Source organism: Stenotrophomonas riyadhensis, assembly GCF_040256885.1.
GTDB classification, from domain to species: domain Bacteria; phylum Pseudomonadota; class Gammaproteobacteria; order Xanthomonadales; family Xanthomonadaceae; genus Stenotrophomonas; species Stenotrophomonas riyadhensis.
Genome location: NZ_CP155568.1, coordinates 3,906,511 through 3,928,326, shown reverse-complemented (window position 1 = coordinate 3,928,326; position 21,816 = coordinate 3,906,511). Strand labels below are relative to the sequence as shown.

Below are 21,816 nucleotides of genomic sequence, written 5' to 3'. Positions count from 1 at the left end.
ACGGGAGATGTGAAGGTGCCGGCCAGCGACCGGCACTACCCGGTGCTTCAGCGGGCGGCGGCGATGGCTTTCACCCGCGCCTTGGCCAGTGCTTCGCCGATGGCGGGACCCTTCAGATGCGTGGTATCCAGATCCCGCGCCTGCACTGACAGCGCCGCCTGGTGCAGGCGCTTGAGCGTTTCGCCCTGTGGGTAGTTGGCGTCCTCGAAACCGAGCCGGCCGCGCTTGTCGGCCTCGCAGCACAGTACGATGCGGGCCACGCGTTCCGGCCGGCGTAGTGCATCGCAGCGGCCCAGCAGTTCCAGCACGGTGGCATCGCGCAGTTCGTCGATGCGGTGCACGTTCAAGTGCTCGCGGCAGACCGCTTCGGCCAGTTGCTGGTGCTCGGTGGGAATCTTCAACCGCGCGCACAATGCCTTCAGCGGTTTGATGCCGCGCTGCTCGTGCATGATGTGGCGCGGCCATTCCTCCGGCGGGGTCAGGCCCTTGCCGAGGTCGTGGGTGAGGGCAGCGAAGCCGACCAGGTCATCACCCGGTGCCAGCTTTGCGGCCATGTCGCTGACCATTTCCTGGTGGATGCCGGTATCGACTTCCGGGTGGAATTCGGCACGCTGCGGCACGCCATACAGCGCTTCGAGCTCGGGCAGGATCGGGCCCAGTGCCTGCGCAGCGTGCAGCGTGCGCAGGAAGGCGGAGGGCCGTTCACTGGCCAGCGCCTTGCGCAGTTCCTGCCAGACGCGTTCCGGCACCAGCGCGTCCAGCTCGCCACTGGCGGCGACCTCGCGCATCAGCGCCATGGTCTCTTCGGCGACGGTGAAGCCCAGTGGCGCGAAGCGCGCCATGAAGCGCGCCGCACGCAGCACGCGCAGCGGGTCTTCCACGAACGCAGGTCCGACGTGGCGCAGCACGCGCTGCTCAAGATCGCGCACGCCACCGTAAGGATCGACCAGGGTGCCGGTGTCTTGGTCGCAGGCAATCGCGTTGATGGTGAAGTCACGGCGCTGCAGGTCCTCTTCCAGCGTCACCGCCGGATCGGCGTCGACCACGAAGCCGCGATAGCCGCGGCCGGATTTGCGCTCGGTGCGCGCCAGCGCGTACTCCTCACCCGTCTTCGGATGCAGGAACACCGGGAAATCGCGGCCGACGGCGGTGTAGCCCTGCGCTTCCATCTGCGCGGGCGTGGCGCCAACCACCACCCAGTCACGGTCGCCGGCAGGGCGCTGCAGCAGGCGGTCGCGTACGGCGCCGCCGACAAGATAGATCTTCATGGGGGGATGATCGCACGGTAGGTGCATGAGCATCGGTAGTGCCGGCCGCTGGCCGGCAATCCTTGGACAATGGCGGTTGCCGGCCAGCGGCCGGCACTACCGACGCAGATGCATCACGGCAGGCCGCGCCACTCCGGCACGAACAGGCCGGCCAGGAACCACAGGCCGTAGACGATCCACAGGCAGAGGAAATACAGCTTGATCTGCGCTTCGTCCCACAGGCTGCCCCAGCTGTCGACGAAGGCCAGCGACTTCCAGCCTTCCATCCAGGCCGCGCCACCCCAGCGCAGCACCCAGGTGGCGAACAGGCTCCAGGCGGCGAATATCCCGATCCAGGCCAGCAGGCTCATCGCTTTCCCCTCCCCGGGAAATGGATGCCGGGTAGTGCCGGCCGCTGGCCGGCAACCCTTGGATAATGGCCGAAGCCGGCCAGCGGCCGGCACGACCGTGGTGCGATCAATCGCCGCCCTGGTCAGCGTTGGCGGCGCAGCTGAAGCTCTTGCGCTTGTCCACCAGGCGGCCCATCAGACGGTCGCTCAGCGGCAGCGCATCACCATTGAGGCGCCAGTCGTAGATCACGCTGAAGGCCAGCACGCGCGCGACGTACTCGCGGGTTTCCTTGTAGCTGATGGTCTCGATCCACAGGTCCGGGTCATAACCCGGGCGCTGGCCCTGCCAACGCGCGGTCGGGGTCGGGCCGGCGTTGTAGGCGGCGATGGTCACGTACGGCAGACCGTCGTACTTGTTCATCAGCTGGCGCAGATAGGCGGTACCGATGGCGATGTTGGTGTCCGGGTCGTACAGGCTGTCGGCGCCGCCGTAGCCGGTCAGGCCGATCGACTTGGCCACGCCTGCACCGGTGGCCGGCAGCACCTGCATCAGGCCCATGGCGTTGGCAGGCGAGCGCGCGCGCGGGGTGAAGGTGCTCTCGGCGCGGATCTCTGCCGCCACCCAGGCCGGATCGATCGCGTTGCGTGCCGATTCGCGGCGGATGGTGGCGTCGTGGTGCAGCGGGAAACGCAGGTCGTACAGGCGCTGTTCCTGCGGCTGCTTGCCGAGTGCGAACACGGCGCGGTCGAACCAGCCATTGTCCTGCGCCACGCGAACGGCGAGGCGGCGCTGGGTGTCATCGAAGCGCGACAGCGCGCTGTTCCATTCGGCCACGGCCCAGCCGGCGCGGTCGATCTGGTACAGCGCCATCGCGCGCTGGATGGCCGGATCACGCGCGATCACCGTTTGAGCCTGCGCGCTGTCGTTCGGCTTCCACGGGCACAGCGTGTAGCCCTGCTGCAGTTTGTCGGCGGCGAGGAAACCATGGAAGGTCGGTGCGCGCGCGGCCTCGCGGAACAGCGGCTGCGCCTGTTGGGCCTGGCCGGTCTTCTCCAGCATGCGGCCTTCGAAGTAGCGCCAGCGCGGGTCGCTGCGCTGCTTGCTGCCCATCTTGCGGATCGCGGTCAGCGCCGCCGGCCAGTCACCGCGCGACATCGCTTCGCGCACGCGCCACTCGTGCAGGCGTTCGTCGTACGCCGATTCCGGCACCGCGTTGAGGCGCCGCGCCGAATCGGGCAGGTAGGACGCCACCGTCCACAGTGCGATCTGGTACAGCACCTGGCCCTGCTGCTCGGCACTCAGGCCCAGTGCCTGCGCGTACTGCGGCAGCTGCTGTTCGGTGGCGCCGGGATCGGCCTTGGCCAGCTTGGCCAGGCCATCGGTGGCGATGCGCCGGCTGCGCTCGGTGCGCGGCCAGTTCAACGCGCTGGCGTTGGGCTTGTCGACAAAGGCGGCGTAATTGCTGGCCAGCGCCAGGTCGGTGGCAGGCAGGCCCCGTGCGGCGCTGCGCATCACAGCGGGTTGCTGGGCGTCGGCGGCGGCATCGATGCGTTCCCAGCGCAGCGCGTCGCTCAGACCACCCTGCGCCTGCAGCACGGCGAAAACGGCATCACAGCCGTCCGGCAGCGACTTGCCGTTCTTGCGCCACAGATCCTGCGCTTCGCTGATCCACTGCGGATCAACCTTGCCGGTCACCTGGCGCGCGGTCAGCTGCGCACAGCGCAGGCCGGCGTTGTCGGTGGGCGCCCAGTTGGCGAGCAGGGTCGGCCAGTCCTGGCGGCGTGCGACCGAGGGCAGCCACACGCTGCGGAAGGTGGTAGCCACGGCCTGGCCGTCGTAGCGCTTGAGGAAGGCCTGCGCCTGCGCGGTATCGACGGTGTCGATGTTGCGGCGCAGGTTGGCGTACTCCAGCCAGCCGTATGCAGGATGGCGGCTGAGTGCGGCGGCTTGGCCGGGATCGAACTGGCCGCGTTCGGCGGCAGCGATCGCGGCCTTCAGCTGCGCGTTCTGGGCGTCGAGGGACTGGGCATTGGCGCAGCCGATCAGCAGCGTGGTGGCCAAGGGCAGCAGGGACAGGGCGGTCGAAGAGCGTCGGGTCATGGCGGGCAGCATAGCGGGCAATGGCTGAATTCAGTTTCGCATTGCGTGCACGCGATGGGTCGGCAACGGCAGCTGAATGCTCGTGCTGCAGGCACTGCCTCGCGAGCCTGCGGGCGACGTAGTGTCGAGCTTGGGCGAACGGCCCGGCTGCAGGGAGCGGCACATGGCGTTCAGTAGCACAGGAAGAAGCGGCCCGCTGGCGGACATCAATGTCACGCCACTGGTGGATGTGATGCTGGTGCTGTTGATCATCTTCATCGTGACCGCGCCGATCGTGGCCCGGCCGATAGCCGTGCAGTTGCCACAGGCCACCGATCGCGTGGTCGACCGTCCCGAACCGCCACCGCCGATCGAGCTGCGCCTGGACGCTGCCAACCAGCTCAGCTGGAATGGTCAGCCGATGGTGATCAGTGAGCTGCAGGCGCGCCTGCAGGCACAGGCGGGCGAACATGCCGGCAACCTGCCGGAGCTGCGTATCGCCACCGATCCGGCGGCCGAATACGAAGGCATGGCGAGGATTTTGGCCGCAGCCGAGGCGACCGGCATGGAGCGCATTGCGTTCGTGCGGTAGTGCGATGTCTCACTGCCGCTCATGCGGTGATTGCTGCATGAGCGGCGCTTCCCCTGCTGACAGCGTCGCATCCAGGATCCGCAGAAAGGCCATTTCAATCTGCGCTGGAACCGGGGTTGGATGTGCTCGCCACCTTCCGGTCCCAGGGGCACGTTCAACGTCGAAAGCAGTCAACTCGGCTCTCTCGAAATCCACCACAACCGTCAATCCCTCTCCCGAGGCCAAGGCCGCATCGCTGGGAGAGGGGCAGTTGTTGCACTCGATCACGCCGCCTGCTCTCGATTCGCCCGCCAGGGAAAAAAGCAGCGTCATCACCGTCGTGACACCCAGCACCGCACTCACCGCTTTCATGATCGACCCTCCCGCGAATGGCTGGAGGTGCGAGTCTGCGCTGGATCGACTAGCGGCGCCTTCTGAAAGAGGGAATTTCAAACTATTCCTGAAACGGTCCGGCAAAGACCTTTTCCATGAATGTGGCAGCCCCCGGCGCGCGCTGTCGCAGCCGGCATCAAGGCTGCCTGTCGTGAACAATATCGTCCGGTCATAACCTGCAGCCATCTGACGCAATCGGCCTGCAATTGCGTCAATTCCGCGTGAAAGAGTGTCGATCATCACGCCGTGGTTTTTACCACTTGTTTACAAAGGAGACGCTGCCGCCATGCAGGGGGGAGCGCGGCAGTCCATGTCCCGACATTCCTTTGGAGAGAGAGCGAATGATTCACCTGCATCACCGCCCGTTGGCGGTTGCCGTTGCGCTGTGCGTGACGGCCCTGGCACCGTTGGGTGCCGCTGCACAATCCACCACCAACCTCGATGCGGTGGAAGTCACCGGTACCCGCATCAAGCGCGCTGAAGTCGAAGGCCAGGTGCCGATCCAGACGCTGACCCGCGGTGATATCGAACGCACCGGCCTGACCTCGATCGGCGAAGTGCTGCAGCAGCTCACCGGGTCTGGTTCCGCGCTCAATGCCAAGTTCAACTCGTCCGGCAACTTCGGCTTCCCGCCCGATGGCAGTGGCGTGGGTGCCGGTTCCGCGCAGGTTGATCTGCGTCATCTGGGGGCCAAGCGCGTGCTGGTGCTGGTCGATGGCATCCGCTGGGTCAATGAGTCGTCTGCCTCCGGTGTGGGCTCGGCCACCGACCTCAACACCATTCCGCTGGCCATCGTCGAGCGCATCGAAGTGCTGGAAGATGGCGCGTCGTCGCTGTACGGCTCCGATGCCATTGCCGGCGTGGTCAACATCATCACCCGCCGTGATTTCGATGGCGGCCAGGTGACCCTGAACTACGGCGAGTACAGCAAGGGCGATGGTACGCAGAAGGGCGTGGACCTGGCCTGGGGCAAGAGCGGTGACCGCTACAGCCTGTTCCTGGGCGCGAGCTGGACCAAGCAGGATCCGGTGTTTGCCAAGGACCGCGAACAGTCGCGCTTCCCGATTCCGGGCACCGGCCTGGCCTTCGGCAGTGGTGGCATTCCGCAGGGCCGTTTCATGTTCACCGATCCGAACACCGGTGCGGTGCAGAACATCGTGCCCAATACCGGTGTGAGCAACCCGCGTTACGACGGCAGTGCCGGCTGCACGCGCACCGATGACTATCACTGCTTCACCAGTGCTGATCGGTTCAATTTCGCCGAATACAACATGGTGCTGACACCCTCGGAGCGTAAGGGCCTGTTCGGCCAGTTCCGCTTCGACATCACCGACAACGTGCAGTGGTACGTCAAGGCACTGGGCAACCGCCGCGAGTCGACCAACCAGGCCGGTCCGGAGCCGCTGTTCTTCGGTCCCGATGGCGCCACCGGCAACCCGCTGGCTGACAACATCACCGTGTCTGCGCTCAACCCGTACAACCCGTTCGGCTTCGACCTGGTCTCGGGTGACAACCTGAGCCTGATCGGTCGCCGTCCGGTGGAGGGCGGTGCGCGCGTGTTCAAGCAGAAGGTGGACACCACGTACTTCGCCACCGGCCTGGTCGGCAACTTCCAGGCGGCTGACCGCAGCTGGTACTGGGACGTCAACGGCATGTACAGCAAGAACAAGGCCGAACAGACCAACTACGGCAGCTACAACATCTACAACGTCAACATGGCGCTGGGCGATCCTGCCATCTGCGCCGCCACGCCAGGGTGCGTGCCGCTGAACATCTTCGGTGGCGTGGGCTCGATCACGCCGGACATGCTGAAGTGGATCCAGCCGGTGGTGCGTGACCGCAGCCAGAACGAGCTGAGCCTGTTCACCGCCAACCTGTCCAGCGAGCTGTTCACGCTCCCGGCCGGCCCGGTGTCGTTCGCCACCGGTGTCGAACACCGCAGGTACAAGGGCTCCTACCAGCCGGATCCGTTGACGGTGGCGGGCCACTACAACGGCGTGCCCTCGCAGCCGACCTCGGGCTCCTATGACGTCAATGAAGCTTACCTGGAGTTGAGCGTGCCGATCTTCGCCGACTCTTCGTTCGGCAAGAAGCTGGACCTGAGCCTGGCCGGCCGCTATTCGGACTACTCCACCTTTGGTGGTGAATTCACGCCCAAGTACGGCCTGCGCTGGCAGGTGACCGATGACTTCGTGCTGCGCACGACCTATGCCGAAGGCTTCCGCGCACCGTCGATCGGTGAGCTGTACGGCTCGGCGGCACGTGCCGACCTGCAGTTGTTCGATCCATGCTCGGTGGGCCTGGGCGGTACGCCGCCGCGTGGCAGCGCCGCCAACTGTGCTGCGCTGGGCGTGCCGGCTGGTTTCCAGCAGGCCAACTCGCAGATCTCGGTGACCACCGGCGGCAACCGCGAGCTTGATCCGGAACGCTCGCGCAGCTTCAGTGCCGGCTTCGTGTGGAGCCCGTGGTTCGGCAACAATGCGTCGTGGTCGGAGCGCTTCGACGTGGAAGTGACCTTCTACCGCCACGCCATCGATGGTGCCATCCAGGCGATCAACGCGCAGACCCAGCTGGACCTGTGCGTGGATACGCTCGATCCGATCTACTGCGACGGCATCACCCGTGCCAGCACCGGCGCAGTGAGCAGCTTCAACAACCGCCTGACCAACCTGGGGTCGATCAAGACCGATGGTTGGGACGTGGATCTGTTCTGGACCTTGCCGCAGACCTCCATCGGCCAGTTCAAGCTGGGCTGGAAGAACACCTTCGTCGGCCGTTACGAGGCCACCGGCGCGGCCGGCCAGAAGCAGCCGCAGAAGCCAGGCGTGGAAGTAGCCGACAGTTCGATTCCGGAATGGACCAGCAATGCCAGCATCGGCTGGACGATGGACCGCTGGAGTGCCAACTGGACCGTACGGCACATCTCCGAGCTGACCGAAAACTGCGGTGATGCCGCTGCCTTCCCGGTGTGCAGCAACCAGGCCGCAGGCACCAATACGCTGTCGGCCACCACCTTCCATGACATGCAGGTGGGCTACAAGATCGACTGGATGAAGGGGCTGCAGCTGACCGCTGGCCTGAACAACGTGTTCGACAAGGATCCGCCGATCTGCCTGTCGTGCTCGTTGAACGGTTACGACGCTTCGACCTACGACATCCCGCGTGGCCGCTACTGGTACCTGCGCGCGGACCTGCGTTTCTGATGAAGGGACGGCGCCGGGCTCAGCCCGGCGCCGTTGCAGCGTCGAGCCATGCTCGACTCCATGAAGGTGGTCAATCCGGAATGTCCTGTTCCGGGTCATCCTGTTCAAGGCTGGCACGGCGGAACGCGGTGCGTGCCCATCCCAGTCCGGCCACGATCATCATCGGCCCGACCGCGAAGGCGGGCAGTGAGGGAATGCGGAACTGTGGCAGCGTTTGGACCAGCAGGTTGTACAGGATCCAGGCCACCAGGATCAGGCCGATCCCCGCGCACAACAATCCGAACAGCACCTGTGGAATGCCCATTGCCAATCCCAGCGCGCGCTCGGAGCGGGTGGGAGTGGGGATGGCGCGCAGTTCACGGCCCAGATCGAACCAGAACAGGATCGCTGCGGGCAGGCCGATCAGCAGAAGCAGGATGAAGTAGCCATTGCCTGTAGCGACCATCAGCGGCAGCGAAGAGAACAGGGCCAGGAGCGAGAGACCGAGTTTCGTGCGGGTGCGCATGGCCGGTCGTCCTGGAGGGGGAAGGCGCGGAGGTATCCGTCTGCGCGACGCTACACCTGCAAGGTCAGCGCGGCAACGGGGGCGCGGAGCGCCCCCGTTGTAGCGTCGAGCTGTGCTCGACGACCCCGTATGATCGAGTCGAGCATGGCTCGACGCTACAAGGCCGGTTGAATCAGAACGCCCAGGTGAACGTCAGCGAGCCATTGCGGCCGTCGCCGTAGGCACCGTAACCGGTGATCTGCGAGTAGTACTTCTTGTCCAGCAGGTTGTTGAGGTTGGCCTGCACGCTGAACTCCGGCGAGATGCGGTAGCGCACGAAGGCACTGACCAGCGCGTAGCCTTCCTGTTCGAAACGGCCCACTACCGGCGCAGCGTAGTAGATGCGGTTCTGCCAGTTGGCACCGCCGCCGACGGTCAGTTCCTGCAGCGATTGCGGGGTGTAGCTGGTGAACAGCTTCAGCGCGGTCTGCGGCAGGTTGGTGTTGATGTCGGCGCCGTTGATGTCCTTGGCCACGTAACGTGAAGCACCGAAGGTCGCGTTCCAGCCCGGTGCCAGTTCGCCGTTCACTTCGAACTCGAAGCCGCGGCTGACGGTGCCACGTGCAGCGATGTAGGCGGTCTCGTTCATTTGCCCGTCGACCTTGTCCATGGTTCCCTGGCCAACGTTGTCCTGCTCGATGCGGAACACTGCCACGGATGCATTCAGCCGGTTGTCGAACCACGCGCCCTTGACGCCGACTTCGTAGCTCTTGCCATCGACCGGATCGAGGTAGCTGCCCTGCTTGTTGCGCAGCGTCTGCGGCTGGAAGATCTCGGTATAGCTGGCGTAGGCGGAGTAGGTATCGTTGATGTCGTAGACCAGGCCGGCATACGGCGTGGTCACTTTGTGCGAGCGGTCGTTGCCTTCGTCTTCGCTCTTCCAGTCGGTGTAGCGCGCACCGATGATCAGCTTCAGTGGATCGGCCAGCGACAGGCGTGCGGCGGCATAGCCGGCCTTCTGTGTGATGGTGCCCTGGCTGGCAAGCTTCAGCGGTCGCCAGTTCGGCTGCGGGAAATCACCGGTCCAGCCGAAGTAGCTGGCCAGCGGCAGGTACTGTGCATTCGGATCGTTGAAGTCAGGCTGGAAATCACCATAGTTGGCGAACTCACGCTTGTTGTAGCTCAGGCCGGCCATGAACTGGTGCTCGCGGCCGAACAGCTGGAACGGCCCATCGATGTAGCCATCGATGCCATCAACCTTGCGCTCGGTGTTGTAGAAGCCGGCCATCGGCGTGATGCCGGCGCCCGTGGTCTTGTTGAACGCGGTGTAGGCCGGATAGAACAGCTTGTCGTCGGCCTTGGTGCGGTCGTGGGTGGCGCCGATCTTGAACTTCCAGCCGTTGCTGAAGGCATGCTGCAGGGTGGCGAACGCACGCTTGCTGGTGGTGTCCCAGTAGGTCCAGTTCGGCGACGGATTGAACGAGGTCGGATAGTTGGTCGGGCTGCCATCGGCGTACCACATCGGGAAGCCGCCCCAGGTCGCGCCGTTGGCGCGCTTCTGCTGGTAGTCGTAGCCCACGCTGAGCTGCGTGTCCGGGGTCAGGTCGGCGTCGATGACGGCATAACCCAGCGTCTTGCGCTGGTTGTAGCGGTCCATCTGACCATCGGTGTCCAGGTAGCTGCCGATCACCCGGCCGCGCACCGTGCCACTGGCGTTCAGCGCGGTGCCCACGTCCACGGTGGTGCGCGTGCGGCCCCAACTGCCGACGTTCACCGAGACGCTGCCGGTCAGTTCTGCGCTGTCGGCGTGTTTGCGGATGAGGTTCACCGAGGCGGACGGATTGCCGGCACCGCTGAGCAGGCCGGTAGCGCCGCGTACCACTTCCACGCGGTCGTACAGCGCAAGATCGAGGCCGGAATCGCCGTAGCTCCAGTTCTGCACCATCTGCGTCGGCAGGCCATCGAACTGGTAGGCATCGATGTAGAAGCCACGCGCGTAGAACTCGGTGCGCTCGCTGTCGGACTGGGTGCTGGTCACGCCGGTGGTGTTGGCCAGCACGTCGATGATGTCGTCCAGCTTCTGATCTTCGATGCGCTGGTGGCTGATGATGCTGACCGACTGCGGGATCTCGCGCGGTGCCAGATCGAAGCGGGTACCGGCCGAGGTGCGGCGCACCGAATAGCCTTCGGCACGTTCGCCCTTGACCACCACCTTGTCCAGCGTGGTCGGATCGGCGGCGGTGTCGGCGAAGGCGGCCGGGGCCACGGCGCAGAGAACGGCAAGCACGGCAACGGACAGCCGCTGCGGCTGCAGGGTACGGAAGGCGGGACGGGTCATGGGGGTCCTGGACGAGCACGCGCGTTCGGCCGGCATCCAGGAGGCGAGGCGCTACGGGTAGGGGAAGGGCGGGCAGGCCGTCCTGGCACCACCGGAAACGAAAGAAATGGTAATACGAACTATTCCTATTTACAAATCATGAACGGTTCGGTGCGCGGGTGCGCCGTGGCGATCAGCGCAGCAACGGCAACGGGTTGCGGGGGCCGTTCGTGCCGTAGATGCCCCAGTGCAGATGCGGCGGCGTGCCCTTGGCATTGCCGCTGTCGCCCACGTGGCCGAGCAGGTCACCGGCCTGCACCACCTGGCCGCGCGCCAGGCCCTCGGCCCAGCCTTCCAGATGCGCGTAGTAGTAGCGTTCCCGCCCGGGCCCGATCACCCAGACCTGGCGACCACCGAGGCCGCGTTCGCTGACATCCGCGATGACTCCGGCAGTGACGCTGCGCACCGGCGTGCCGCGCTGGGCGAAGATGTCGATGCCGGTGTGGGAGCGGTCGCGGCCGCGCGGCGCGCCGAAGGTATCGGCGATCTGGCGGGGGCGCACACCCTCCACCGGCACCGGAAGTTCGGTGGCCGGCGGCATGCGCGAGAGTGCCCACAGCATCCTCGGCGTGGCCGCCCACGGGCTGTTCCACAGCGCCATCGCGGCAACGACGGCAATGGCCAGCCACAGGCCGCGCAGCAGCCAGCGGCGCAGGCGACCGGCAGGAGAGGACGGAGTGCTCATGGTCTCCGACTGTAGCGTCGAGCCATGCTCGACGGCTGTTGCTTTGCGGTAAAAGCGCAGTCGAGCATGGCTCGACGCTACAGAACCGGTGCCAGCGGGACCTCGAAACTCCGCTTCAAGGTGCCCAGTGCCACCGAGGTACGGAAGCGCTCGATGTTGTCATCGCCACCGAACAAGCGCTCGGTGATCGCCTCGTACTCCTCCATCGACGCCGCTGAAAGCAGCAGCAGGAAATCGCCATCGCCGGTGATCGAGTAGCACTGCTGCACGGCCGGGTCGTCCTGCACGCGGCGCTTGAACGGCGCCACCCGCTCGCGCTGCTCGCTGACCACGCGCACCTCGACGATGATGGTCAGCGGCCGCCCGACCTTGGCGGCGGCGACCACCGCTACATTGGCCGCGATCACGCCGCTGTCCTGCAGGCGCTTGATGCGACGCTGCACGGCCGGGGTGGACAGGTGCACGGCCTCGGCGATTTCGCGCTGCGGCAGGGTGTTGTCCCGCTGCAGCAGGTCGAGGATGGCGCGGTCGAAACTGTCGAGCACGGGGGCGATGGACATGGCGAGCAGAAGTTGCACGAACGGGCCGTCAATTGAGCCAAGTGCTCGGCGCCGGCGCAATAGACTTTGCGCATGCAGACCTCACGACTCGCGCCGATGTTGCCGGCGCTGGCGGTGCTCGGCTCGGTCACCTCGCTGGCCATCGGCACCTCCTACGCAAAACACCTGTTCCCGCTGATCGGTGCCCAGGGCACCAGCGCGCTGCGCGTGGGCTTTTCGGCGCTGTTGCTGCTGCTGTTCTGGCGGCCATGGCGCTGGAAGACCAGCCGCGTGGATGCGATCACTATCCTGCGCTACGGGCTCACCCTGGGCCTGATGAACCTGCTGTTCTACATGGCCCTGCGCACGATTCCCTTCGGCATCGCGGTGGCCATCGAGTTCACCGGGCCGCTGACGGTGGCGATGCTGTCATCACGACGACCGATCGACTTCCTGTGGGTAGGCTGCGCGGCGGTGGGGCTGCTGTTGCTGTTGCCGATCGGTGGCGGCCCGGCGCTGGACCCGGCCGGCGTGCTGTATGCCATGGGTGCGGCGGCGTGCTGGGGCCTGTACATCGTGTTCGGCAAGCGTGCCGGCCATCTGCACGCCGGGCATTCGGTGTCGCTGGGGCTGCTGGCGGCGTCGCTGGTGGTGGTGCCGGTGGGCGTGGTGCATGCCGGCGCCGCACTGCTCGATCCGAAGATCCTGGCCGCTGGCCTGCTGGTAGCGCTGGTCTCCAGCGCGATTCCGATGTCGCTGGAGATGATGGCGCTCAAGCGCCTGCCCAAGGAGACCTTCGGCATCCTGATCAGCATGGAGCCGGCAGTGGCCGCGCTGTGGGCGATGCTGCTGCTGCACGAGCACCTGCATGGATTGCAGTGGCTGGCGATCGGCTGCACGGTGCTGGCCTCGGTGGGCAGCACGATGACCGCGCGGCGGCTGAAGGTGCCGGTGGTGCAGGCGGGGTAGCGCCGGGCCATGCCCGGCGGAGAGCGTGCCAACCAAGGTTGGCACCCACCAGGAGCGGTCAGCGCAGGGCGTCCGCCGGGACGTCGATCTGCATCGCCAGGGCGAGGTGATCGGAGAACGCGGCCGGTACGGCTTCCACGGTGCGGGTCTGCAGGCCGCTGCTGACCAGGATGTGGTCGATGGCGCGATCGGGGCGCCAGCTGGGGAAGGTCGGCACGATGCAGCCGGGGGGCTGCAGCCGGGTCTTCTGGTACAGCACCTGCATTTCCGGGCGTTCGGCCAGGCAGTTGAAGTCGCCCATCAGGACGGCATTGGGATGGTCGGACAGCAGCTCGGCAATGAAGCCCAGCTGCGACATCCGCGAGCCCGCGCCCAGCGACAGATGGGCCACCGCTACCGCCAGGCCATCGGCGCCGTCGCCGAACTTGGCCAGCAGCACGCCGCGCCCGCCGATGCGGCCGGGCAGGGCGTGATCCTGCACTTCCACCGGTTCCAGCTTGCTCAGCAGGCCGTTGGCGCTGGAGGCGACCCCGCCCATGCGCCGGTTCGGCTGGTGGCTCCAGTAGTTGAAGCCGGCACGCTGGGCCAGGTAGTGGGTCTGGTTGGTGAAGCCCGAGCGCAGGCTGCCCGGGTCGGCCTCCTGCAGGCCGACGATGTCATGTTCGCGCGCCAGGGTGGCGATCGCGTCCAGGCTGCTGCGCTTGCGGCCCGCCGGCAGCGCATGTGACCAGCTGCGGGTCACATAGTCGCTGTAGCGGCGGGTACTTGAGCCGGCCTGGATGTTGGCCGTCAGCAAGCGCAGGGTCCGTGTACGGGGGGAATTCACGGCCGGGAAACGCTTCTCTTGGATCAGTGAGCCTGGGCCGCACCGCGTTCGCGGGCGATCAGGTGGTCGGCAATGCGCAGCATGTCCGGGAAGCTCTTGCCCTTCACCAGGTACTTGCCGTTGACGATGATCGACGGGGTGCCGCTGATCTGGCTGCGCTGGGCGAACTGCTTGGCCGAGTTGGTCTTGGCGTTCACCGCGAAGCTGCCCATGGTGGCGGCGAACTGCTTCGGATCCACGCCGTAGGCACCGTAGAACTTGGCAATGTCGTCCACCGAATCACGGCCACGCTCGCCCTTCAGGGTCTTCTGCGAGTGGATGGCGGCGTACAGCGCTTCGTGGGTCTTCTCCTGCACGCCCAGGGTCTGCGCGGCGTAGAAGGCACGGGCGTAGTCATCCCAGGTGCCGCCGAACATGGCCGGCACGTAGACGAAGTTCACGTCGCTCGGCAGGCCGGCCTTCCACGGGCCGACCAGCGGCTGGAATGCGGCGCAGGCCGGGCAGACATAGCCGAAGATCTCGGTCACTTCGATCTTGCCGGCGGCCGGCTGGAACGGCTGGCCGTTCGGGATGACCTGGTAATCGGCGCCTTCCACCGGAGCCGGGCCGGTCAGCGCGGCGGTGCTCGGAGCCGGTGCGGCAGCCGGTGCGGCTTCGGCTGGGGCCTTCTCGCCTTCGGCGACAGCCGGAGCGGTGCCTTCGCTGCCCGCGGCCGGTGCAGCGGCGGGCTCGGTGGTGGCCGGAGCGGTCGCCGGTTCGGCCGGGGCCGCGGTGGTGTTGGTGCTGCCGTCGTCGGCCTTGCAGGCCGCCAGGATCGGCAGCAGCGCTGCGAGTGCGAGGGCGTAACGGATCTTCATGGAAACGTCTCCAGCATCTGGAAAGGTGGGGCCGGCGTCAGGCGCCGGCCAGAGGGAAATGATGACATGCGGCGGCGACAGCGCCGTGTCGGTGGTGGGCGTTGGTTCAGCGGCCGCGGGCGGCGCGGGCCTGGGCGATCAAGGCCGAGGCGATGCGCAGCTGGTCGTCGAAGCTGTTGCCGCGCACCAGGTACTGGCCATTGATGATGATGGCCGGGGTGCCCGGCACCTTGGTGCGCTGGGCGAACGCGCGGGCGGCATCGACCTTCTTCTGCACGGCCTCGCCGCGCAGGGCCTGGATGTAGCGGTCCGGAGTGACGCCATAGGCCTTGTAGAAGGTGGCGAGCTCATCGGCCGAGACGTTCTGCATCGGCAGCGAACCCTGTTCGTGCAGGGCCTTGAACACGGCGGCGTGGCTGCGCTTGGCCACGCCGACTTCGTCAGCGGCGTAATAGGCCAGCGCCCAGGCATCCCAGGCACCACCGAAGGCGGCCGGGACCGGGGTGAAGCGCACGTCGGCCGGCAGCTTGGCCGCCCAGGCTTCCAGCTGCGGTTCGAAGTGGGCGCAGTGCGGGCAGGTGTAACCGAAGACCTCGACCACCTCGATCTTGCCGGCCAGCGGCTGGAACGGACCCGGCTGGGCGATGCGCTCGTAGTCTTTGCCCTCGACCAGCGGGGCATTGGCGGGAGTGGCGGCGCAGGCTACCAGCGGCAGCAGCACCAGCACGGACAACAGCAGGCGGGAAATCAACCTCATCGACACGCATCTCCGTTGAAAAAAGCAACGCCGGCGCGGTCGCCGGCGTGAAGGAAACATACCGCAGGCGAGGGCCGCAGTGGCGGCCCGGGCCGACCAGCGGTGGTCAGGGCGCGGCAGCCGGTTGTGCCGGCGTGGTCGTCACGGCAACGTCGTCGGCCTTGTTGTGCAGGCCCTGCAGGTAGCTCGACAGCGCCTGCACCTCCTGCTCGCTGAGCTTCTGCGCGACCGTGGCCATGATCTGGAAGTGCGCCTTGTCGGTCTCGTGGGTCTGCCCGGCCTGGTATTCCTGCAGGCGCCGCGCGACATAGCTGGCGTGCTGGCCACCGATGTGCGGATAGGCCGGGCCCGGATTGCCGGCGCCACTGGGGCCGTGGCAGGCCATGCAGGCCGGCAGGCCGCGCTTGGCGTCGCCACCGCGGTACAGCTGCTGGCCGATCTCGTAGAACTTCATGCCCTTGTAGGGGCCGTCGGCAACCAGGGTGTCGTCGGCGATGCCGGCGGTGGCCTTCTGCGTGGCGAAGAACGCGCCGATGTCGCGCATGTCCTGCGGGGTGAGGTTCTGCACGAACGGCACCATCGCCACCGCCGCACCGGAGCTGCGCTGGCCATTGGCGATCAGGGCCATCTGCTGGGCCACGTAACGTTCGCTCTGGCCGGCGATGGACGGGTACATCTCCACCGTGGAATTGCCGTCGGCGCCATGGCAGGCCGCGCAGGCCGAGGCCTTGGTCTGGCCGGCCTTGGCATCGCCCCAGTGGGTCTTGCTGAAATCCACCTCCAGCGAGGCGGTGTTGATCGGCCCGTTGTCGGGCAGCGGGGTCAACGTGGTCTGCGCGAACGCAGCAGCGGCAACGACTACAGCAGTGGCAAGGGCGGATACGGCAAGAACGCGAGCGTGGCGCATGCTAAAGCTCCGTATGGACCGGGCCGGGCGGTGGCCGCCGGCATCGCCCGGATTATCAACGCCGTTTCCGCGCACGGTCAACGCAGCAGTGCAGCAAAATGCCCGCAAAGGCCGCCGGCACGGGCGCGCGGCGCCGCAACATGCGATCCTAGGCGCATGTCATTGCTCATCGAACGCGCCCGTTACCACCTTTCGGCCCACAACGTGCGGCAGCTGCCGCCCGACGAAGGGGCCGAAGTGGCCTTCGCCGGCCGCTCCAACGCCGGCAAGTCCAGTGCGCTCAACGCGCTGACCCGCCAGAACGCGCTGGCCCGTGTCTCCAAGACCCCCGGCCGCACCCAGCAGCTGGTGTTCTTCCAGATCACCCCGGAAGCCCATCTGGTCGATCTGCCCGGTTACGGCTACGCCAAGGTGCCGCTGGACCTGCAGGCGCACTGGCAGGCCTTCATCGACAAGTATTTCCGCACCCGCGAGGCCCTGAAGGGGCTGGTGGTGGTGATGGACATCCGCCATCCGCTGAAGGACTACGACCGGCAGATGCTGTCCTATGCGGTGCAGCGCGGTTTGCCGGCGCACGCGCTGCTGACCAAGGCCGACAAGCTCAGCCGCAGCCAGCAGATGCAGACCCTGCAGAAAGTGCGCAAGGAACTGCACTCGGCCTACGGCGACAGCGTCAGCGTGCAGGTGTTCTCCGGCGAAGACCGCACCGGCGTGGATGAAGCCCGCGGCGTGATCGGCGGCTGGCTGGGGTTGGAGTAAGCGCTCCCCCGTCGCCCGGCTGGCAGCCGGGCGCTACCGGATCGGGTGGGTGCCGACCTTGGTCGGCACACCCTCACAACGGCGAATATTCCGCCGGCACCCAGGCATAGGCCTGGCCTTCGCTGCGCACATGGCCCAGGCCGGGGAACGGCAGGTGTGCACCGGCCACCCACCAACCGTGGGCGGTGGCCTGCTGCAGCAGGCTGCGACGGCTGGCGGTGGCCGCCTTGCGGTCCGAATCGGCCTCGAACGCGGCTTCCGGGTGGGCGAACTGCACCGCATGGAAGTGCAGCACATCGCCCCACACCAGCAGCGACTGGCCCTGGCTGTCGAACCGGTAGGAGACATGGCCGGGCGTGTGGCCATGGGTATCCATCGCCACCGCGCCACCGGGCAGGGCATCGCCGGGGCTGAACGTGCGCAGGTGGCCGCTGGTCTGGTACGGCGCCACCGCGTTGCGCGCCAGCGGGAAGGCGAAGCGCACCCCCTTCGGCGCGGTGGCCTCGCTGGCCGGATTGAGCCAGTAATCGGCATCGGCCTTGGACAGCCACACCGTGGCATTCGGGTAGGCCGGCTTGCCCTGCGCGTCGAGCACGCCGCACAGATGGTCCGGATGGGCGTGGGTCAGCAGCACCTCATCCACCTCGGCCGGGTCCACGCCGGAGGCGCGCAGGTTGCCCAGCACCTGGCCCAGGCCGGGGCCGAAGCACTGCGCGGTGCCGGTATCGACCAGGGTCAGGTGGTTGCCCTGGCGCACCAGGAAGGCGTTGATCGCGGTCTGCAGGCCCTTCTTGTCTTCAGGCACGTAGCGGCCCTCCAGCAGGCGGCTGACCAGCGTTGGCGGCACGTCGACCACTTCCTGCCGGCCCAGTGCGACCACGCCGTCGAACAGGGCGGTGACCTGCAGCGCTCCGATGCGCTGGTGGTAGACGCCGGGGACCTGCTGGGTGGGGGCGGGCGAAGTGGCTTCGGCCAGCGCGGCCAGCGGCAGGGACGACAGGGCCAGCAGCAGGGCGCCGCGTAGCGGCAAGGGACGCAGGGTCATGGCGGTTCTCGGTGGATGACGGGCGGTTCCGTTGCGCCCAGCGTGCCGTGGCCGGCGTGTGCACGGCGCTCAAACCACTGCGCGGAATGCTCAGGGAAGGGGTGTTGTCTGCAGGGCTGCGCCCTGCACCCGTAGAGGCAACAGCAACGGCCGAAGCAACAGCAACAGGCGAAGCAACAGCAACAGCGGGCTATCCGTGGGATGGCGGGGTGGGTCCGGTTGCGGGGGCCGCTGCAAGTACGTCCATGTAAGCTCGGTCGCCGCATCCATGCGGCTCACGCCCCCGCAACCGGACCCACCCCGCCTTCGACAGTTTTCCGCGATCTGTTGGAACGACGTATTGCTCTGGTGGGTGTCGACCTTGGTCGACACAGTAGATCCACGCCATGCGTGGATGACTCATTCGATATCTGAGAGAAAAATCGTGTCGACCAAGGTCGACACCTACCAACAGCCGCGCGGAACAAAGCCGCAGTTGCCAACAGCCGAGTGAACCTGTCGAAGGTGGGGCGGTGTGGGTGGGCAGGACCGTTGGCGCCATGGATGGCGCCATCGAGCCCCCATGGATGGGTTTACGGCGTGTCCTGCCCACCCACACCGCCCCGCCATCCCACGGATAGCCGCTGTTGCTGTTGCTGTTGCTTCGGCTCTTGCTGTTGCCTCGGCAGGTGCAGGGCGCAGCCCTGCCGAACCCCCTCAAATGTCTGTGGGAGCCAGTCCGTACTGCTCGGCGAAGCGCTTGCTGAAACTCGCCGCAGACCGGTAGCCCGCGCGTGCGGCGACGGTCTTCAACGGCAGGTCGGTGGTGTAAAGCAGCTGCATCCCGTGAGCCAGGCGCGCCTCGGTGAGCAGCTGGCGCAGGCTGGTGTCCTCGGCCGCAAGGCGACGGCGCAGGGTCGCACCGCTCAGCGCGAACTGTTCTTCCACATCACGCGATTGCCAGTCGCGAGCCGGTTCGGCGGCGATGCGGTCGCGGATCTGTTCGCCCAGGCTCGGTGCCTGTGGCAGCAAGAGGTTGCCGTGGCCCTGCCGGCACAGGGTCAATACCAGTGAGGCCAGGGCCAGCCGGGCTTCGCTGTAACGGCCGTCCTGCAGCGATTGCCGCCACTGGCGCAGCACCGTGCCATGGTCGATCAACGACAGTCGCGCCATCGCCTGGCCCGGGGCGGGAAGGTCCTCGCTCCACAGCGTGCGTGCGGCCGCCAGCACTTCGGTACACAGCGGCACGATGGCGCTGAGGTAGCGGCCACTGCGCGGATCGGGGCTGTTGACCACGTCGATACGGCAGCGCTGGGTCAGCAGCAGGATGTCGCCGGGGATGAATTCCAGCGACTGGTGCGCGGTACGCACCTGCTTGCGGCCTTCCAGCAGGATCGCGAACTGTGGTTGCGGAATCTCCACCGAGCTGGCGCCATGCTCTTGGCGAGCGGTGATGCATGCATAGCCTTCGGCGCGTGCGCAGCCGGCCAGGCTGGTCATCTCGGCCAGCAGTGCGGTGGCCGGGGGCAGCATGGTGGTCATGCCACGTGGGCGCCGAACAGACGTCCGACGCCTGCAGCGGCGGCCATTGCCAGCGCGCCCCAGAACATCACCCGGATCGCGCCACGCACCGGCGGTGCGCCGCCGGCCCGGGCCGCCATCGCGCCGGTCAGGCACAGGCCCAGCAGGGTGCTGCCGGTGGTGATCACTGCAACCTTGTCCACCGGGGCGAGCAGCGATGTCAGCACCGGCAATGCGGCGCCGCAGGTGAACGCCCCGGCCGAGGCCAGCGCCGCCTGCAGCGGGCGCGCGCGCAGGGTATCGGTGATGCCCAGCTCGTCGCGTGCGTGGGCACCCAAGGCATCGTGCGCGGTGAGCTGCTCGGCCACCTGCCGTGCCAGCGCCGGGTCCAGGCCGCGGTGGCGGTAGATCGCGGCCAGCTCTTCCAGCTCGCTGTGCGGGTCTTCGTGCAGTTCGCGTTTTTCCATCGCCAGGTCGGCGTCTTCGGTGTCGGCCTGGGTCTGTACCGAGACGTACTCGCCAGCAGCCATCGACATCGCGCCGGCCACGGTGCCAGCCACGCCGGTGGCCAGGATGGTCGCCGCGGAGGCGCCACTGGCGGCCACGCCGACCACCAGGCCGGCCACCGAGACGATGCCATCGTTGGCCCCCAGCACGGCGGCACGCAGCCAGCCGACGCGCTCGGAGCGGTGCAGTTCGGGGTGTCGTGAATGGCGGCTCATGGCTTGAGTGTACGAGGGTCAAGAGGGCGTCGGTAGGATGCTGAAACCCGTCACCGTCGCATGACGTGACGGGGGGCCACGCTATAGTGCGCCCTTGCGATGGAAGGCCCCGGGCCCCACATCCCCCGCCACCGTCCAGCGAGCCTTTCCCTTGTCGAGCCCCAGCCACGTCGCCGATACCCCCATTACCGACCGCTCGCAGCTGGTGGAGGTGATCGCCTCCGGCGAGAAGCCCCGCGCGCAGTGGCGCATCGGCACCGAGCACGAGAAGTTCGGGTTCCGCCTGGATGACCTGCGACCGCCGACCTTCGAGGGCGGGCGTGGCATTGAGGCACTGCTCAACGGCCTGGTCCGCTTCGGCTGGGAGCCGGTGCAGGAGAACGGCAACACCATCGCCCTGCTGCGCGATGGCGCCTCGGTCACGCTGGAACCGGCGGGCCAGTTGGAACTGTCCGGCGCGGCGCTGGAGACCATCCACCAGACCTGCGTGGAGACCGGCACCCACCTCAACGAGGTGGCACAGGTGGCCGGTGAGCTGCAGCTGGGCTTCCTCGGCATGGGCTTCCAGCCGAAGTGGAAGCGCGATGAGATGCCGTGGATGCCGAAGGGCCGCTACAAGATCATGCGCGCGTACATGCCCAAGGTCGGCTCGCTGGGCCTGGACATGATGACCCGCACCTGCACGGTGCAGGTGAACCTGGACTACGCCACCGAAGCGGACATGGTGAAGAAGTTCCGCGTGTCGCTGGCGCTGCAGCCGATCGCCACCGCGCTGTTCGCCGATTCGCCGTTCACCGAAGGCAAGCCCAACGGCTATCTGAGCTACCGCTCGCACATCTGGACCGACACCGACGCCGACCGCACCGGCATGCTCGACTTCGTGTTCGAGGATGGCTTCGGTTACGAGCGCTATGTCGACTACCTGCTCGACGTGCCGATGTACTTCTCCTACCGCGATGGCATCTACCACGACGCCAGCGGGCAGAGCTTCCGCGATTTCATGCAGGCCAGACTGCCGGTGCTGCCGGGTGCGCTGCCGACGCTGCGCGACTGGTCGGACCACATGACCACCGCGTTCCCGGAAGTGCGCCTGAAGAAGTATCTGGAAATGCGCGGTGCCGACGGTGGCCCGTGGAGCCGCCTGTGTGCGCTGCCGGCATTCTGGGTGGGCCTGTTGTACGACGACACCGCACTGGATGCGGCCTGGGACCTGGTGCGTGATTTCACCCTGGCCGAGCGCCACGCACTGCGCGACGGCGTGCCGAAGCATGCGATGAACCTGCCGTTCCGCACTGGCAGCGTGCGCGACCTGGCCCGTGAAGCGGTGAAGATTTCCGTCGAAGGCCTCAAGCGCCGCGCGGCGCGCAATGCCGACGGCCAGGACGAGAGCAAGTTCCTGGACGTGCTGCAGGAGATCGTCGAGTCCGGCCTGACCCCGGCCGAACGCAAGCTGGCGCTGTTCCATGGCCGCTGGCACGGCGACGTCGATCCGGTGTTCCGCGAGTTCGCGTACTGACACTGTTCCGGCAGGTGCCAACCGGGGCC

General features: G+C 67.0%; 20 protein-coding genes. 5 read left to right on the top strand and 15 right to left on the bottom strand.

Going from position 1 to position 21,816, the window contains the following annotated elements:
* Positions 1-47 precede the first annotated feature (47 nt).
* From SriyCCGPB3_RS18140 to SriyCCGPB3_RS18130, 3 genes are all read right to left on the bottom strand, one after another.
* A complete protein-coding gene (locus SriyCCGPB3_RS18140; protein ID WP_350259594.1) occupies positions 48-1,268 on the bottom strand; it encodes a multifunctional CCA addition/repair protein in 1,221 nt (406 codons plus the stop codon).
* A 113-nt stretch (positions 1,269-1,381) separates the two neighbouring features.
* Entirely contained in the window at positions 1,382-1,618 is a 237-nt protein-coding gene (locus SriyCCGPB3_RS18135; protein WP_049429401.1) for a hypothetical protein, read from the bottom strand.
* Between the two features lie 106 nt (positions 1,619-1,724).
* Positions 1,725-3,710, bottom strand: coding sequence for a transglycosylase SLT domain-containing protein (locus tag SriyCCGPB3_RS18130; protein ID WP_350260382.1), 1,986 nt, complete (start codon positions 3,708-3,710; stop codon positions 1,725-1,727).
* 151 nt (positions 3,711-3,861) lie between these two features.
* Here SriyCCGPB3_RS18130 and SriyCCGPB3_RS18125 point away from each other — a divergent pair, with 151 nt between their 5' ends.
* Positions 3,862-4,269: an ExbD/TolR family protein gene (locus SriyCCGPB3_RS18125; protein WP_180855449.1), complete on the top strand. Its 408-nt coding sequence runs from the start codon at positions 3,862-3,864 to the stop codon at positions 4,267-4,269.
* A gap of 9 nt (positions 4,270-4,278) precedes the next feature.
* Here SriyCCGPB3_RS18125 and SriyCCGPB3_RS18120 read toward each other — a convergent pair whose 3' ends face one another.
* The gene (locus tag SriyCCGPB3_RS18120) at positions 4,279-4,881 is read right to left on the bottom strand and encodes a hypothetical protein (RefSeq protein ID WP_162622094.1); all 603 of its coding nucleotides are present in this window, start codon (positions 4,879-4,881) and stop codon (positions 4,279-4,281) included.
* Between the two features lie 101 nt (positions 4,882-4,982).
* On the opposite strand from SriyCCGPB3_RS18120, the gene SriyCCGPB3_RS18115 reads away from it, so the two are divergent.
* Positions 4,983-7,844, top strand: a complete 2,862-nt coding sequence (locus SriyCCGPB3_RS18115; RefSeq protein WP_197612310.1) for a TonB-dependent receptor — start codon at positions 4,983-4,985, stop codon at positions 7,842-7,844.
* Positions 7,845-7,914: 70 nt separating this feature from the next.
* On the opposite strand, the gene SriyCCGPB3_RS18110 is transcribed toward SriyCCGPB3_RS18115, so the two are convergent.
* The 4 genes from SriyCCGPB3_RS18110 to SriyCCGPB3_RS18095 all read right to left on the bottom strand — a co-directional run bounded on the left by SriyCCGPB3_RS18110 (position 7,915) and on the right by SriyCCGPB3_RS18095 (position 11,950).
* Entirely contained in the window at positions 7,915-8,349 is a 435-nt protein-coding gene (locus SriyCCGPB3_RS18110; protein WP_350259593.1) for a hypothetical protein, read from the bottom strand.
* 172 nt (positions 8,350-8,521) lie between these two features.
* Positions 8,522-10,666 (bottom strand): ferric-rhodotorulic acid/ferric-coprogen receptor FhuE, encoded by a 2,145-nt coding sequence (gene fhuE / locus SriyCCGPB3_RS18105; protein ID WP_350259592.1) that lies wholly within the window; start codon positions 10,664-10,666, stop codon positions 8,522-8,524.
* A 172-nt stretch (positions 10,667-10,838) separates the two neighbouring features.
* Positions 10,839-11,390: a M23 family metallopeptidase gene (locus SriyCCGPB3_RS18100; protein WP_350259591.1), complete on the bottom strand. Its 552-nt coding sequence runs from the start codon at positions 11,388-11,390 to the stop codon at positions 10,839-10,841.
* Between the two features lie 77 nt (positions 11,391-11,467).
* Complete coding sequence (locus SriyCCGPB3_RS18095; RefSeq protein ID WP_164081387.1) at positions 11,468-11,950, bottom strand: Lrp/AsnC family transcriptional regulator; 483 nt, start codon at positions 11,948-11,950, stop codon at positions 11,468-11,470.
* Between the two features lie 72 nt (positions 11,951-12,022).
* On the opposite strand from SriyCCGPB3_RS18095, the gene SriyCCGPB3_RS18090 reads away from it, so the two are divergent.
* On the top strand, positions 12,023-12,898 hold the full coding sequence (locus SriyCCGPB3_RS18090; protein WP_032128972.1) for an EamA family transporter: 876 nt from the start codon (positions 12,023-12,025) through the stop codon (positions 12,896-12,898).
* 58 nt (positions 12,899-12,956) lie between these two features.
* Here the strand turns inward: SriyCCGPB3_RS18090 and SriyCCGPB3_RS18085 are convergent, their stop codons facing one another.
* The 4 genes from SriyCCGPB3_RS18085 to SriyCCGPB3_RS18070 all read right to left on the bottom strand — a co-directional run bounded on the left by SriyCCGPB3_RS18085 (position 12,957) and on the right by SriyCCGPB3_RS18070 (position 16,245).
* On the bottom strand, positions 12,957-13,694 hold the full coding sequence (locus SriyCCGPB3_RS18085; RefSeq protein WP_005419292.1) for an endonuclease/exonuclease/phosphatase family protein: 738 nt from the start codon (positions 13,692-13,694) through the stop codon (positions 12,957-12,959).
* 53 nt (positions 13,695-13,747) lie between these two features.
* On the bottom strand, positions 13,748-14,581 hold the full coding sequence (locus SriyCCGPB3_RS18080) for a thiol:disulfide interchange protein DsbA/DsbL (RefSeq protein WP_153854514.1): 834 nt from the start codon (positions 14,579-14,581) through the stop codon (positions 13,748-13,750).
* A gap of 106 nt (positions 14,582-14,687) precedes the next feature.
* The gene (locus SriyCCGPB3_RS18075) at positions 14,688-15,338 is read right to left on the bottom strand and encodes a thiol:disulfide interchange protein DsbA/DsbL (RefSeq protein WP_110713671.1); all 651 of its coding nucleotides are present in this window, start codon (positions 15,336-15,338) and stop codon (positions 14,688-14,690) included.
* Positions 15,339-15,444: 106 nt separating this feature from the next.
* Positions 15,445-16,245, bottom strand: coding sequence for a c-type cytochrome (locus SriyCCGPB3_RS18070; RefSeq protein WP_153854513.1), 801 nt, complete (start codon positions 16,243-16,245; stop codon positions 15,445-15,447).
* Positions 16,246-16,401: 156 nt separating this feature from the next.
* Here SriyCCGPB3_RS18070 and yihA point away from each other — a divergent pair, with 156 nt between their 5' ends.
* Positions 16,402-17,004 (top strand): ribosome biogenesis GTP-binding protein YihA/YsxC, encoded by a 603-nt coding sequence (yihA, locus tag SriyCCGPB3_RS18065; RefSeq protein ID WP_100440120.1) that lies wholly within the window; start codon positions 16,402-16,404, stop codon positions 17,002-17,004.
* A gap of 73 nt (positions 17,005-17,077) precedes the next feature.
* Here yihA and SriyCCGPB3_RS18060 read toward each other — a convergent pair whose 3' ends face one another.
* From SriyCCGPB3_RS18060 to SriyCCGPB3_RS18050, 3 genes are all read right to left on the bottom strand, one after another.
* Positions 17,078-18,049, bottom strand: coding sequence for an MBL fold metallo-hydrolase (locus SriyCCGPB3_RS18060; RefSeq protein WP_110713667.1), 972 nt, complete (start codon positions 18,047-18,049; stop codon positions 17,078-17,080).
* A 696-nt stretch (positions 18,050-18,745) separates the two neighbouring features.
* Positions 18,746-19,570, bottom strand: a complete 825-nt coding sequence (locus SriyCCGPB3_RS18055) for a helix-turn-helix transcriptional regulator (RefSeq protein ID WP_350259590.1) — start codon at positions 19,568-19,570, stop codon at positions 18,746-18,748.
* A complete protein-coding gene (locus SriyCCGPB3_RS18050) occupies positions 19,567-20,271 on the bottom strand; it encodes a VIT1/CCC1 transporter family protein (protein ID WP_164162282.1) in 705 nt (234 codons plus the stop codon). Before SriyCCGPB3_RS18050 ends, SriyCCGPB3_RS18055 begins: the two co-directional genes overlap by 4 nt.
* 151 nt (positions 20,272-20,422) lie before the next feature.
* Between SriyCCGPB3_RS18050 and SriyCCGPB3_RS18045 the strand changes: the two genes are divergently transcribed.
* Complete coding sequence (locus SriyCCGPB3_RS18045) at positions 20,423-21,787, top strand: glutamate--cysteine ligase (RefSeq protein ID WP_350259589.1); 1,365 nt, start codon at positions 20,423-20,425, stop codon at positions 21,785-21,787.
* The last annotated feature ends 29 nt before the right edge of the window (positions 21,788-21,816 follow it).